Genomic DNA, 12648 nt, shown 5'->3' with positions numbered 1-12648 from the left:
CCGCCGCGACCCGTGGGTGGCACGATGAGGCCATGGCACGTCTGGACTTCGACAAGCTCAACTCGACCCTGCGGTACTCGATGCACTCGGTGTTCACCGCCACCCCCGGCGCCCTCGGCGACGACCGCGCGGCCGCCCTCGACGAGGCGCGCGCCTTCTTCGACGACCTCGCCGAGACGGACGTCGTGGTCCGCGGCATCTACGACGTGTCGGGACTGCGCGCGGACGCCGATTTCATGATCTGGTGGCACGCGGAGAAGATCGAGGACCTGCAGTCGGCGTACTCCCGATTCCGCCGCGCCACGCGACTCGGCCGCGCCAGCACGGCCTTCTGGAGCAACGCCGCGTTGCACCGTCCCGCCGAGTTCAACAAGTCGCACGTCCCGGCGTTCATCGCGAACGAGGAGCCCGGCGCCTACATCTGCGTCTACCCGTTCGTGCGATCCCTCGACTGGTACCTCCTGCCCGACGAGGAACGCCGCACCATGCTCGCCGACCACGGAAAGGCCGCCCGCGGGTACAAGGACGTCCGCGCCAACACCGTGCCGTCCTTCGCGCTCGGCGACTACGAGTGGATCCTCGCGTTCGAGGCGCCGGCGCTCGATCGCATCGTCGACCTCATGCGCGACCTGCGTGCCACCGAGGCCCGACGCCATGTGCGCGAGGAGATTCCGTTCTTCTCCGGACCGCGGGTGAGCCTCGAACAGCTGGTCGAGTCCCTGCCGTGACGCGCCCGCCCGACGCCGTTCTCTTCGACTTCTCGGGAACTCTCTTCCGGCTGGAGGAGGACGAGAGCTGGTTCGCCGACTTGCGTGTCGGCGACGACGAGGAGATCGACGGTCACTACCAGGCCGAGCTGATGCGCCGGCTCACCCAACCCGTCGGCGCGACGGTCACGTTGGACGACGAAGGTCACCGGGCGTGGGAACGTCGGGATCTCGACCCCGCCATGCATCGTGCGGCGTACCTGGCCGTGCTGGCGGCGTCGGGCGTCCATCGGCCCGAGCACGCCGAAGCGCTGTACGGACGCGTCGTCGACCCGGACTCGTGGACCCCCTACCCGGACACCGCCCGCGTGCTGCGCGGCCTGGCCGACCGCGGCATTCCCGTCGCGATCGTCAGCAACATCGCCTTCGACCTCCGCCCGGCGTTCGCTCGACTCGGGGTCGACGGCGCCGTCACGTCCTTCGTTCTGTCCTACGAGGTCGGGGCCATCAAACCGGACCCCGACATCTTCCGTGCCGCGCTCGGCGATCTCGGCGTCCCTGCCGAGCATTCCCTGATGGTGGGCGACAGCGAGGAGGCCGACGGCGGCGCTCGCGCCGTCGGCGCGGCCTTCGGGCTCGTGGACCCGCTTCCCACCGTCGACCGCCCGACCGCGTTGCTCGACGTGCTGGCCGCACACGGACTCGACCTGCGGTGACCGCCCGCTCGATTCCTCACGGCAACACTCGGTGCGTCCCGCACAGCAACGATTGGTGCGTCCCGCACATGGCCCATTACGGGCGCTTCTCCGTCGACACCGACGGCGCCGACGTCGTCGCCGTGCGGCCCGCCGCGGAGGACGGTGATCCGTCCCCGCTGATCGGCAACGTCCCCGGCTCGGTCACCCACCCGTCGCGTATTCGGCGGCCGGCCGTGCGACGCGGGTGGCTCGAGCACGGACCGGGCCCGACGGCGTTGCGCGGCAACGACTCCTACGTCGAGATGGACTGGGACGAGTTCGTCCCGCTTCTCGCGGGCGAACTCCGTCGGGTCATCGACCGGCACGGCAACGAGGCGATCTACGGCGGGTCCTACGGGTGGGGGAGCGCCGGGCGGTTCCATCACGCGCAGAGCCAGGTGCACCGCTTCCTCAACACGATCGGCGGTTACACCCGCTCGGTGGGCAACTACTCGCTCGGCGCCACCAACGTGGTGATGCCGCACGTGATGGGCAGCCATTGGAAGATGTTCTCCCGCTCCACGTCCTGGGACGTGATTGCCGAGCACACCGATCTGCTGGTGGCGTTCGGCGGCGTGCCGATCAAGAACACCTTCGTCAATCACGGTGGAACGAGCCATCATCCGACGCGCGACGCCCTGCATCGCCTACGAGCGCGCGGTGGGCGGATCGTGTCGATCTCGCCGCTGGCCGACGACCTCGAGGGGACCGCCGAGCGCCTCGCCCCGGTGCCCGGCTCGGACGTCGCGCTCATGATGGCGCTGGCCCACGTCCTGGCGACCAACGGATGGCACGACACGCGGTTCCTGGAGCGGTACACCGTCGGCTACGACCGGTTCGAGGACTACCTGCTCGGACGGACCGACGGGATGTCGAAGTCACCGGAGTGGGCCGAGGCCCTCACCGGCATCCCCGCGTCCGTCACCCGAGATCTCGCGCGCCGCATGGCCCGCAGCACCACGATGATCACGGTGACGTTCTCGCTGCAGCGCACCCGTCACGGAGAGCAGGCCCCGTGGATGGGCATGACGCTCGCCGCGATGCTCGGCGGAATCGGTGTTCCGGGAGCCGGTTTCGGCCACGGCTACGGCTCGATGAACGAGCCCGGCATCGGGCCGGTGCCGTACCCGTTGCCGACGCTGCCGCAGGGAACCAATCGGGTGCCGACGTCGATTCCCGTCGCGGCCGTGTCCGACATGCTGCTGAATCCGGGTGCCCCGTACGACTACGACGGCGAGCGTCGAACGTTCCCCGACATTCGACTCGTCCACTGGGCAGGCGGCAATCCCTTCCACCATCACCAGGACCTCGGTCGTCTGCGCGAGGCGTTGGGCCGCCCGGACACCGTGATCGTCCACGATCCGTTCTGGACGCCGATGGCCAAGCACGCGGACTTCGTCGTGCCGTCGACCACCTCGCTCGAGCGAGACGATCTGAGCTGCACGCGCAACGATCCGTGGTTGGTCGCGATGCCGGCCGCGGTGGCCCGGTTCGCCGACAGCAAGGACGACTACGAGACGTTCACCCTGCTCGCCCGCGAGCTCGGCATCGAGCAGGAGTTCACGGAGGGCCGCAACGCCGCGGACTGGCTGCGGCATCTCTACAAACCCTGGCGCGCGTTCGTCTCCGCCGCCGGCCGGGTCACTCCGCCGACGTTCGCCGAGTTCTGGCGGGACGGGGCGTTCCGAATGGACACCGAGGACGATCTGACGTTGCTCGCGGACTTTCGGGACGACCCCGCGCGTGCGCCACTCCGGACGCCGAGCGGCCGGCTCGAGATCTTCTCCGAGACCATCGACGGCTTCGGCTACGACGACTGCGCCGGGCATCCCCGGTGGTACGAGCCGCAGGAGTGGCTGCACGGCGAGCGTGCCGGTCGCTTCCCGCTGCACCTCGTCGCCAATCAACCGAGAACTCGCCTGCACAGCCAGCTCGACCACGGTGCCGTCAGCCAGGCCTCGAAGGTCCAGGGCCGGGAGCCGGTCCGCATGCATTCGGACGACGCGCGGGCGCGAGGGCTCGCCGACGGTGATGTGGTGCGGGTGTTCAACGATCGCGGCGCGTGCCTGGCGGGTCTGCGGGTCGACGACGGCCTCCGGCCGCGCGTGGTGCAGTTGGCGACGGGGGCCTGGTACGACCCCCTCGATCCCGCGGACCCGCGCTCGATGTGCGTGCACGGCAACGTGAACGTGCTCACCGAGGACCGGGGCACCAGCTCATTGGCGCAAGGCTGCACCGGGCAGCACGTTCTCGTCGAGATCGAGAAGTGGACGGGCGCACTGCCTCCCGTGCGCGCCCACCAGCCGCCCGAGTTCGCCGAGCGACCTCAGAAGTAGACGCGCGAGATCACCTGCGCGACGAGTGCGGGCTTGTCCACACCCTCGATCTCGATGGTGGAGTCCACCGTCATCTGCACGGCGCCGTCGGCCAGACTGTCCGCCGCTCCGAGGACGGCGACCAACCGGATCCGCGACCCCACCGGCACGGGGTGAACGTAGCGAACCTTGTTGCTGCCGTAGTTCACACCCATGCGGGAGTTCTCGACGGTGTACGTCTGCCAGGACAGCATGGGCAGCAGGGACAGCGTGAGGTAGCCGTGCGCGATGGGCCCACCGAACGGGCTTTCCTTCGTGGCCCGCTCGACGTCCACGTGGATCCACTGGTGATCGCCCGTGGCGTCGGCGAAGGTGTTCACCCGCTCCTGGGTGATCTCGAGCCAGTCGCTGGTCCCGATGGTCTCGCCGACCGCGCCGGTGATGTCGTCTGCCGAAGTGAAGGTACGCACCCCCGGGACCCTAGCGGCCCCGGTGGGTGCGCGGTGTCACTTCCCGTCCGGCACCAGGGTGAGCGAGATGGAGTTGATGCAGTAGCGCTGGTCGGTCGGGGTGGGGTAGCCCTCACCCTCGAAGACGTGCCCGAGGTGGCTGTGGCAGTTGCGGCACAGCACCTCGACGCGCTTCATGCCCATCGAGCGGTCCTCGCGCAGGATGACGGCGTCGGTGTCGGCCGGGTCGTAGAAGGACGGCCAGCCGCAGTGGGACTCGAACTTGGTGGTGCTGCGGAACAGTTCGGCGTCGCACGCGCGGCAGCGGTACACGCCCTCGGTGGTGGTGTCGGTGTACTCGCCGACGTAGGGACGCTCGGTTCCGGCCTTGCGGAGCACGGCGTACTCGGCGGCGGTCAGCTTGTCCCGCCACTGCTCGTCGGTGAGGTCGTAGGCCGGTCGATCGGTGTTCGTGTCACGAGCGGAAGTCATGCGACCACGCTAATGCGTCTCGGCGGCGTGCGCCGTCGTCGCTGGTGAGGGGGTGCGCACGGGCGCCCGAGCGGTGAGGAAGTCGGGATCGATGCCGGTGTCCAGGCGGCTCTCTCGCTTCGCGGTGAGGTAGCGGCCCACGAGCACGGCGAAGATCACCACGATGATCAGCGACCACCCCCACGTCACCCGCAGGTACTCGAGGGTGCGTCCGAACTCGGGGAAGCGGCCCACCAGCCAGCTGTCGTAGCTGAGGAACCCGTACGCCGCGAGCCAGGCCGGCCAGTTCCGCATCACCGAGTTGCGCAGCACCACCGACATCAGCAGCGGGAACAGCATCATCGAGTAGTACATCTGGCCGAGGGAGGCCAGCAGGAACGAGGCCACCAGCAGCAGGCCGCCGGCGGTGACGACGAAGAAGAGCTCGTCCTGGCGGTAGTACTTCCACAGCAGCCAGAGAGACACCGCGACCATGGCCGCGAACGCGGCCCGCAGACCGACGACGAGTCCGGTCGGCAGTCCGTAGTACAGGCCGTTGCCCACGATCGAGCTGTTGAAGTAGTCCCGCGTCTCGAGCAGGTAGGGCACGGTGTGCGAGACGAAGGCGAACGGGTCCACCGACAACGGGAGGGCCAGCAGAGTCAGGACCACCGGGACCCCGATCGCGGTGACGAAGACTCGCCATTCCTTCCGCACGAGCGGGAGCAACAGCAGCGGTGCCAGGGTGGGTTTCACCGCGATCGTCAGTCCGATCGCCGCGCCCGCCCAGTACTGCCGCTTCCGCAGCAGGAACATCATGAAGAGCACCTCGCCGAGCAGGAGCAACCCGTTGATGTTGGTGAAGACCAACGTATTGGTGACCGTTTCCGTCGAGAACGCCGCCAGAAGAACCGCAGGGGCGGCGACGGACGTGACCGACAGATCGAAGAGGCGAAGCAGGAGGTACAGCGCGGCGACGACGGCGACGGCGTTGATGCCGATGTACAGCCAGCGGGCCTTCTCCGGGTCGAGGACCGCGATGGGCGCGATCAGCAGGGTGCCGCTGGGCGGGTAGAGATAGTGGGGATCCACCGAGTCGAAGTCCGCCGTGTAGATCTCCCGACGGTTCAGGAACGCGAGTGCGGCGTTGTACACCGGGCGGAAGTCGTCGGTGATGTTGCCGTTGACGGCTTTGACGATCACCCGGTTGACGGCGGTGAGAATCGCGATGGGCCAGAGGGCGTAGGTGAGGACCTGCGCAGTGGTCCGCCCCGTCCTCGGTTCGAGGGCACTCAGTGCGGACGAGACCGGCGATTCACGGAAAGACACGAGGGGACGGTACCGCGAGCGTCAGGCAGGACAGGCATTCCCACCCGTCGGCACGTCGCCCGCGGAGAGGTACGTCGTCACCGCTGCGCGCCCGCAGGCCGAGCCCACCAGCACGGGGTGGCCGAGGCCGTCCCAGGTCACGGTGGCGGTCCGGGTCCCGGCCGACCCGAGGGCGCCGGTGACGGTCGGCAGCTGCTCGGTGCCGGAGACGGCGTCGCCCCGGCCGCTGAGGATCAGCACCGGAACGCCCGGCGCCGACGGCACCGGCGGGGGCGGCGACGACGGCCACGCGGAGCAGACGAGGAGCGAGCGGGCCGCCACGGCACCGAACGCGGGATAGAGCGACGACCACGCCGACGACAACTCGCGCACGCGGTCCGGACCCGGCCATTGCTGACCGTCGGTGCAGCGGCCGACGAACACGCCGTCCGTCGCGGTGAAGGACCGCGCCAGATCGACCTCGCGCGCGAGTGCGGTCGTGTCGCCGGACCGGGCCGCCGCCAGGGTGTCCGATGCCGTGCGGACCCGCTCGGCCGCGTCGGCGGTCCGGGGATAGGAGAGCAGCGTGACGACGGCGTCGCGCACGGTGGCGCCGGACAGCGGTGCGAAGTCGCCGGCGTCTGCCCGCGCGAGCAGGTCGACGACGGCGGCCCGCGGGTCCGCGCCCAACGAACACCCGAGCGCCGCGCACCGCGTCGCGAACTCGGTCAACGCGCTCTCGCGCGCACGGACCACCTGCTCGGCCGCCGGCACGGCGTCGGTGACGACGTTCGCGGGGGAGTCCAGCACGAGGCGCGCGACGTGGTCGCCGTAGGCCGAGGCGTAGGCGAGGGCGACGAGTGCGCCGTTGCCCGACCCCACGAGAGAGAGTGTGGTGACACCCCAGGCGCGGCGGAGCGCCTCGAGGTCGTCCGCGGTGTTCGGCAACGCGAACGCCAGCGCGTCGGGCTGGAGGAAGTCGGTACAGGCGATGGTCGCGTCACGGGCCAGCGCCGCGGTGGCCTCGACGGGATCGTCGCCGGGGGAGTACTGCCCGAGGTCGACGAGGGCGTTCCGGGTGGACGTCGCGCCGGAGTAGCAGTCGAACGGCGCCGAGTTGCCCGTTCCCCGGCGGTCGACACCGACCACCGGATGTGTGGCCAGCAGTGCGGTGTCCGGCTGGGCGGCCAGGGCGGCCACGTCGGCGAACGACGGTCGATCCGTTCCCGACGTGTAGACCACCGGAACGGCGTCCGCGGGGGTGGCGGTGGTTCGCACGCGTGTCACCGCCAGTTCGAACGTGCCGTCCGAGGCCACCTCGGTGTCGATCGGCGTCGTGACGGTGGCGCACTCCACCACGGTGTCCGGCGCAGCCGTGACCCCGACGGTCGCGGTCAGGCGGGCGGTGCAGTCGCTCCAGTTCAGATCGGTCACCGGAGCTTCCAGGGCCGGCGGTGCCGCCGGCGCGGCTGACGACGTGGGGGCCGTTCCCCCGTCGGTCCCGCCGTCCACGGCCACGTCCGGTCGCGCGGACGGGCCTGCACCGCACGCGCCGAGCAGGACGGCGGCGACCAGCACCGAACCGACGGAAGCGGGAAGCCGTCCGGCTCGGCGCGTCTGCATGCGCACCAGCGTGCCAGAGACCCGCCCGATCACCGGGTGCGGTCGCGCACCCACCGGACGAGCACGGTGCCGTCGTCGTCGAGGAGGACGTGGGCGGGGCTCATCGCCCGGGGCGTCGCCGACTCGGACGTCGCGATGCGCCCGGCGTCTCCGGCGGTGACCACCGGGCTCGTGGTGAGACACACCTCGTCGACGACGTCGTCCGCGAGCAGGGTGGAGAACAGTCCGGGGCCGCCCTCGCAGAGCACCCGCCGCAGCCCGAGGCGATCGAGCACGGCGACCACACCGTCGCCCGTGACGTCGCCGTCCAGCTGCTCGACCCGGGCGCCCGCGTCGCGCAGGGCCCGCACCCGGTCGGCGTCGGCCGCGGCGGAGACGACGACGACCGGGGGGACCTCGGTGTCGGTGATCACCGACCAGCCCGGTTCGACGGACGCCGACCCGCTCACGATCACCACGGGAGGCACCTCGGCCTGGCCGCGGTCCCGTCGCGCCGTTCGGGCCCGGTCGCTCACTTTCACACCGCCGTAGTCCTCGGCGGACACCGTCGACGCCCCCACCAGAACCGCGTCGGCGAGGTCGCGCAACGTGGTGAAGACGGCGTGGTCGGCGTCGGTGCCGAGACCACCGCTCCGTCCGTCGACGGACACGGCCCCGTCGATGCTCGAGACGAAGTTGACGCGGATGCGCACACGATCGAGCTCGGCCGGATAGGCGTAGAGCTGGACGAGGTCGTCGTCGGTCACTGTGAGGTAGGTCCCATTATCGATACGCTGCACAAAAGGCATCCCACCACGTCGTTAACCTCGTCGTCATGCCGATACGTCTGGTCGATCGCAATCCCGTGGTGCCCGCGGACCAGCTGATCGCCAACATGGTTCCGCCCACCATGTTCGACGACGTCAGTTTCGCTTCGTACATCCCCGATCCCGCCGAGCCCACGCAGGCCGAGGCCGTGGCCAAGGCGGAGGAGTTCGCCGGCAAGGTCGGCAAGATCCGGTCGGGCGGCAAGCGCGGCCTGTTCGGCAAGAAGACGCAGGCCACCGGGGCCGGGCTCTACCTCGACGGCGGCTTCGGTGTCGGCAAGACGCACCTGCTGGCGTCGATCTACCACGCCACTCCGGAGCCCAAGGCGTTCGGCACCTTCGTGGAGCTCACCCACGTGGTGGGCGCGCTCGGCTTCACCAAGGCGCTCGAGGAGTTCTCGAACCACAGCGTGTTGTGCATCGACGAGTTCGAGCTCGACGATCCCGGCGACACCATGCTCGTCTCCCGGCTGCTGACGGAACTGTCCGGCCGCGGGGTGTCCATCGTCGCCACGTCGAACACGCTGCCCGGTCAGTTGGGCGAGGGCCGCTTCGCGGCTCAGGACTTCCTGCGGGAGATCAAGAAGCTCGGCTCGATCTTCGAGGCGGTGCGCGTCGACGGTCCCGACTACCGGCATCGCGACCTGCCCCCGGCCCCGGACCCGTTGTCGGACGAGGACCTCACCGCGGCCGCCGAGCGCATCGAGAATGCCTCGCTGGACGACTTCGACGAGCTCGTGAAGCACCTGAGCACGCTGCACCCGTCGCGCTACGGCAAGTTGATCGAGGGCGTCGAGCAGGTCTTCGTCTCCGGCGTGCACGCGGCTCCCGATCAGTCGGTGGCGCTGCGCATCGTCGTGCTCGCGGACCGCCTGTACGACGCCGGCACTCCCGTCACCGTGTCGGGCGCCAAGCTCGACGAGCTCTTCACCGAGGAGATGCTGCAGGGCGGGTACCGCAAGAAGTACCTGCGCGCGACGTCGAGGCTGCTCGCGCTGTCGCGCTTCGCGTCGGTCTGATCCGGGGCTCTCGCTCTACAGGACGCGTTCGTAGACGAAGTCCTCGTGCAGGACGTCGCCGAGCGCGAAACGACGGTGTCCGACGGGCACGAATCCGCACTTGCGGTAGAACGCCTGCGCCCGAGCGTTGACGTGGTTGACGCCGAGCCACAGCGACGCCCGACCGAGTTCGCGCGCGAGGTTCACCGCCGCCTGCATGAGCGCACCGGCCGCGCCGCTGCCGTGCGCCGCGGGGTCGGCGTACATCTTGTTCACCTCGACGGCGGGAGTGTCGCGTACTGCGGCGCGCACGTCGGGGTCCTCGGACGGCCGGAGGCCCAGCATCGTGTACCCGACCAGAGTGCCGTCGCGCTCCGCGACCAGAACGCGGCGTCCGTCGTCCGCGAGATAGCCACGAAAGGCGTTCTCCGACAGCGCCGTCGACACGAAGTGCCGAATGTCGGCTTCCTCGGTGCCCGGTGGGCACGCGAGGGGGAAGGTGCGGGCCGCCAGGGCGGCGAGTTGGGGGATCTCCGACGGGTCGGCGGGGCGGACGGTGGTTGCGCCCGTCATGCCGCGCCGGGGTGGTCGGCGCGCGACGACACAGCGCCGTGGTGGCGGGCTTTGCGGGCGCCGTCCGTCATGGCGTCGACGGTGTCCTTGGCTTCGCGGAGCGGCATACCGGTCCGTCGACGCAGGAGCGCCATGGCTTCGGCGGTGCGGTGCTCGCCGACGAGGGCGGAGACCTCGGTCCGCGTCTCGGCGTCGACAGCGTGACCTGGTTCGCGGTTCACCGCGGCGGCCGCGGATCGGTGTCGCAGGGCGAACCACGTGACGACGACGGCGAGGTCGACCACGACCAGGGCGACCACGAACCACACCCAGCTCGACATGCTCTCCAGTGAACCACCTGTACAGGGGTGCTCCGGCCGAGTTCGGTCGATTCGAGCAGGCCGCGGGGTGTGAGTCCGCTTTCGTGGTGGGGTACAGGTGGCACAGACGACAATCAGGCAGGCCGACGGAGGAGTCGAGATGACGGACCGGATGACCGAGCAGTGGTTTCTCGCCCGCGCGGATCGGGTGAAGGCCGCGGTGCAGACGGCGGTCGACGAGGCCGGGGCGTACGGCAGCGACCAGCTCGTCGCCGACCACGAGTGGATTCGATACGTGCACGACCACGTGCACGTCGTCGAGGAGGACGGTCAGCGGGTGGTCGACGACGAGGCCACGACGCGCCGACTCGAGGAGTTGGCCGAGCGTTATCGGGTGTAGCCGGCGCCGGGATGGTGAACCGAGGCGACTCGGTTCGGAAACGACGAATGGCCCCCGGTGACGGGGGCCATTCGACGAACTCTGGTGCGCGATACTGGGATTGAACCAGTGACCTCTTCCGTGTCAGGGAAGCGCTCTCCCGCTGAGCTAATCGCGCGGGACCCGGTGGATCACGGACCGGGTAACGAGGTGGAGACGGGAATCGAACCCGTGTGCACGGCTTTGCAGGCCGTTGCCTCACCACTCGGCCACTCCACCGTGGTGACGGGATCCCTGAATCGAGATCTCGATACCCTCGAGCGGACGACGGGATTCGAACCCGCGACCCCAACCTTGGCAAGGTTGTGCGCTACCAGCTGCGCCACGTCCGCACGCTCCTCGGTGGCGTTGCCGCCTCCGTGGTGCGGTTCGAAACATTAGCCCACTGCGTCCGAGAGTCACAAATCGCCTGTTCACACGGCGTGTGCGACGGATTCGCGTCCCGTTCTCCGGGTTGCGGGGCAGCCGTGGATCGGGGCGTCAGGCCTCGGCATGCGCCGCTTTGGGAGAGGCGAACGGTGCGTGCTAGTGTTCCTCCTCGTTCGAGCGTCCGGTTCCGACCGGAAGCGCGTACGCGGTCCCGTGGCTCAGTGGAAGAGCGTCCCGTTCACACCGGGGAGGTCGCTGGTTCGAACCCAGCCGGGACCACCGCAGAACAGGCCCGCACCGACACCGGTGCGGGCCTGTTGTCGTCTCCGCGGCGGGTCGCGCCGGTAGTCTGGGCCCGTGCACAGCGACGACACCAGCGTTCGGCCCACCGCCGCGGCATCCCGGCGGACTCGTGAGCCGAGTGGCTACCGCCGGTGGCGTGACGGGCTTGCGTCCCGCCCCACCGTCGATCGGGCCTACCGCATCGGCGTCGGCGTCGTCGGGACCCTGGTCCTCGCGGTCGGCATCGTCGCCATTCCCTACCCGGGTCCCGGGTGGCTCATCGTCTTCGCCGGACTGGGCATCCTCGCCTCGGAGTTCGCGTGGGCCAAGAAGGTTCTCCGCTGGGTGCGGGCACGCTACGACGAGTTCATGGCGTGGTTCGAGAAGCAGAACCTCGTGGTCAAGGGCATCGGTGTGGTGTTCACGGCCGCCGTGGTCGTCGCCACCCTGTGGGTGCTCGGAGCGCTCGAGCTCGTCGGTGGGTGGGTCGGCCTGGACTGGGCGTGGCTCCAGAGCCCGCTCTGACTCCGCGTCCCGGCGCCGAGTCGACCGACGCAGGCGAGGTCGTCGCCGACACGTCGCGCGCCCTGCCGTGGACCGCGTCCCTGTCCTACGTCCCGCCCGGATCTCCGTCGCTACGTGGCCTCGACCTCGAGGACGTCCTGGAGCGTGCGGCGCAGCGATGGCCCGACGTGACGCCGGCCGTCCTGGCCACGCTGTGGTGGTACGGCTCGAGCTCGACACTCGCGACGGTGCTGACGGCGCAACTGGCCGTGACGGGCCGGTGCGTCGACCTCGCCCACGAGTCGGCCCGGGTCACGGTGGGGGAGACCGGGACCGTGGCGTCGTCGACCGCGGCGGTCACCGTCGACAGTTCACGAGCAGGGGCGTCGTTCGCCGATGCCGTGGAGGACCTGGTCGAGGCCGTCCGGCGTCGGGTCCCATCCGTCTCGGGAGCGAGTCTGTGGGCGATCGCGTCGGACAGCGTGGCCAACCGTGCTCTCGACGTCGCGTCCGCTCTGGATCGTGTCGACGACGCGCCGTGTTGGGCGGAACTGCTGACGAGCGAGCGCCGTCGGCACCCGTTTCCGGCTCCGCGATTCGTCGACGTCACGGCGAACGGGCGGTCGCGGCGGTTCCTGCGCCGCAGCTCGTGCTGCCGCGTGGTCGACGCCGGCGAGGACCTCTGCACCAGCTGCCCGCGACGCACGCCGGCGGACCGTGCGGCGCGCTGGGCGGCCCTGGTCGGGCGCTGACCACCCGCGCTCGCGA

Annotated in this window: 14 protein-coding genes and 4 tRNA genes; 8 read left to right on the top strand and 10 right to left on the bottom strand. The window is 70.0% G+C overall.

The genetic code is table 11. The features are described 5' to 3' along the window. Positions 1 to 32 precede the first annotated feature (32 nt). The 3 genes from hemQ to BMZ18_RS08020 all read left to right on the top strand — a co-directional run bounded on the left by hemQ (position 33) and on the right by BMZ18_RS08020 (position 3780). Entirely contained in the window at positions 33 to 728 is a 696-nt protein-coding gene (gene hemQ, locus BMZ18_RS08030; RefSeq protein ID WP_068362178.1) for a hydrogen peroxide-dependent heme synthase, read from the top strand. Then, positions 725 to 1423 (top strand): HAD family hydrolase, encoded by a 699-nt coding sequence (locus BMZ18_RS08025; RefSeq protein ID WP_068100913.1) that lies wholly within the window; start codon positions 725 to 727, stop codon positions 1421 to 1423. The genes hemQ and BMZ18_RS08025 overlap by 4 nt, the downstream gene beginning before the upstream one ends. A 68-nt stretch (positions 1424 to 1491) precedes the next feature. Next, entirely contained in the window at positions 1492 to 3780 is a 2289-nt protein-coding gene (locus BMZ18_RS08020; RefSeq protein WP_068362175.1) for a molybdopterin-dependent oxidoreductase, read from the top strand. Here BMZ18_RS08020 and BMZ18_RS08015 read toward each other — a convergent pair. The 5 genes from BMZ18_RS08015 to BMZ18_RS07995 are packed head-to-tail and all read right to left on the bottom strand — an operon-like array spanning position 3771 to position 8398. Continuing rightward, the gene (locus tag BMZ18_RS08015; RefSeq protein ID WP_068100920.1) at positions 3771 to 4229 is read right to left on the bottom strand and encodes a MaoC family dehydratase; all 459 of its coding nucleotides are present in this window, start codon (positions 4227 to 4229) and stop codon (positions 3771 to 3773) included. The genes BMZ18_RS08020 and BMZ18_RS08015 overlap by 10 nt on opposite strands. 36 nt (positions 4230 to 4265) lie before the next feature. Continuing rightward, the gene (msrB, locus tag BMZ18_RS08010) at positions 4266 to 4700 is read right to left on the bottom strand and encodes a peptide-methionine (R)-S-oxide reductase MsrB (protein ID WP_068100923.1); all 435 of its coding nucleotides are present in this window, start codon (positions 4698 to 4700) and stop codon (positions 4266 to 4268) included. Between the two features lie 9 nt (positions 4701 to 4709). Further along, a complete protein-coding gene (locus BMZ18_RS08005; RefSeq protein ID WP_082894962.1) occupies positions 4710 to 6008 on the bottom strand; it encodes a glycosyltransferase family 87 protein in 1299 nt (432 codons plus the stop codon). A 21-nt stretch (positions 6009 to 6029) separates the two neighbouring features. After that, on the bottom strand, positions 6030 to 7610 hold the full coding sequence (locus BMZ18_RS08000; RefSeq protein WP_068362259.1) for an alpha/beta hydrolase: 1581 nt from the start codon (positions 7608 to 7610) through the stop codon (positions 6030 to 6032). Between the two features lie 29 nt (positions 7611 to 7639). Next, positions 7640 to 8398 (bottom strand): pyrimidine reductase family protein, encoded by a 759-nt coding sequence (locus BMZ18_RS07995; protein ID WP_082894961.1) that lies wholly within the window; start codon positions 8396 to 8398, stop codon positions 7640 to 7642. Between the two features lie 26 nt (positions 8399 to 8424). Here BMZ18_RS07995 and zapE point away from each other — a divergent pair, with 26 nt between their 5' ends. Continuing rightward, a complete protein-coding gene (gene zapE, locus BMZ18_RS07990; protein ID WP_068100929.1) occupies positions 8425 to 9435 on the top strand; it encodes a cell division protein ZapE in 1011 nt (336 codons plus the stop codon). Positions 9436 to 9450: 15 nt separating this feature from the next. On the opposite strand, the gene BMZ18_RS07985 is transcribed toward zapE, so the two are convergent. Next, positions 9451 to 9987, bottom strand: a complete 537-nt coding sequence (locus BMZ18_RS07985; protein WP_068362172.1) for a GNAT family N-acetyltransferase — start codon at positions 9985 to 9987, stop codon at positions 9451 to 9453. Then, positions 9984 to 10307 carry a hypothetical protein gene (locus BMZ18_RS07980; protein WP_139203876.1) on the bottom strand — a complete coding sequence of 108 codons (324 nt, stop codon included), beginning with the start codon at positions 10305 to 10307 and terminating at the stop codon, positions 9984 to 9986. The genes BMZ18_RS07985 and BMZ18_RS07980 overlap by 4 nt, the downstream gene beginning before the upstream one ends. Before the next feature lie 139 nt (positions 10308 to 10446). Between BMZ18_RS07980 and BMZ18_RS07975 the strand changes: the two genes are divergently transcribed. Further along, on the top strand, positions 10447 to 10686 hold the full coding sequence (locus BMZ18_RS07975; RefSeq protein ID WP_068362165.1) for a hypothetical protein: 240 nt from the start codon (positions 10447 to 10449) through the stop codon (positions 10684 to 10686). Positions 10687 to 10768: 82 nt separating this feature from the next. Here BMZ18_RS07975 and BMZ18_RS07970 read toward each other — a convergent pair. The 3 genes from BMZ18_RS07970 to BMZ18_RS07960 all read right to left on the bottom strand — a co-directional run bounded on the left by BMZ18_RS07970 (position 10769) and on the right by BMZ18_RS07960 (position 11057). Continuing rightward, positions 10769 to 10843, bottom strand: a tRNA-Val gene (locus BMZ18_RS07970). A 30-nt stretch (positions 10844 to 10873) separates the two neighbouring features. Beyond that, positions 10874 to 10944, bottom strand: a tRNA-Cys gene (locus BMZ18_RS07965). A 40-nt stretch (positions 10945 to 10984) separates the two neighbouring features. After that, positions 10985 to 11057, bottom strand: a tRNA-Gly gene (locus BMZ18_RS07960). Positions 11058 to 11301: 244 nt separating this feature from the next. Here BMZ18_RS07960 and BMZ18_RS07955 point away from each other — a divergent pair. The 3 genes from BMZ18_RS07955 (at position 11302) to BMZ18_RS07945 (ending at position 12632) form a co-directional block, all read left to right on the top strand. Beyond that, positions 11302 to 11373 (top strand) — tRNA-Val (locus BMZ18_RS07955). Between the two features lie 78 nt (positions 11374 to 11451). Then, complete coding sequence (locus BMZ18_RS07950; RefSeq protein WP_068362162.1) at positions 11452 to 11901, top strand: TIGR02611 family protein; 450 nt, start codon at positions 11452 to 11454, stop codon at positions 11899 to 11901. After that, positions 11880 to 12632 (top strand): hypothetical protein, encoded by a 753-nt coding sequence (locus BMZ18_RS07945; protein ID WP_068362160.1) that lies wholly within the window; start codon positions 11880 to 11882, stop codon positions 12630 to 12632. Before BMZ18_RS07950 ends, BMZ18_RS07945 begins: the two co-directional genes overlap by 22 nt. Positions 12633 to 12648: the final 16 nt, after the last annotated feature.

It is taken from the genome of Rhodococcoides kroppenstedtii, from assembly GCF_900111805.1.
GTDB lineage: Bacteria > Actinomycetota > Actinomycetes > Mycobacteriales > Mycobacteriaceae > Rhodococcoides > Rhodococcoides kroppenstedtii.
This window is presented reverse-complemented; position numbering and strand designations above follow the sequence as displayed.

Coding starts and splice junctions, on each gene's coding strand:
- BMZ18_RS08020 (WP_068362175.1), top strand. CDS start 1,492: ATGGCCCATTACGGGCGCTTCTCCGTCGACACCGACGGCGCCGACGTC.
- zapE (WP_068100929.1), top strand. CDS start 8,425: ATGCCGATACGTCTGGTCGATCGCAATCCCGTGGTGCCCGCGGACCAG.
- BMZ18_RS07980 (WP_139203876.1), bottom strand. CDS start 10,307: ATGTCGAGCTGGGTGTGGTTCGTGGTCGCCCTGGTCGTGGTCGACCTC.
- BMZ18_RS07995 (WP_082894961.1), bottom strand. CDS start 8,398: ATGCCTTTTGTGCAGCGTATCGATAATGGGACCTACCTCACAGTGACC.
- BMZ18_RS07985 (WP_068362172.1), bottom strand. CDS start 9,987: ATGACGGGCGCAACCACCGTCCGCCCCGCCGACCCGTCGGAGATCCCC.
- BMZ18_RS07975 (WP_068362165.1), top strand. CDS start 10,447: ATGACGGACCGGATGACCGAGCAGTGGTTTCTCGCCCGCGCGGATCGG.
- hemQ (WP_068362178.1), top strand. CDS start 33: ATGGCACGTCTGGACTTCGACAAGCTCAACTCGACCCTGCGGTACTCG.
- BMZ18_RS08000 (WP_068362259.1), bottom strand. CDS start 7,610: ATGCAGACGCGCCGAGCCGGACGGCTTCCCGCTTCCGTCGGTTCGGTG.
- msrB (WP_068100923.1), bottom strand. CDS start 4,700: ATGACTTCCGCTCGTGACACGAACACCGATCGACCGGCCTACGACCTC.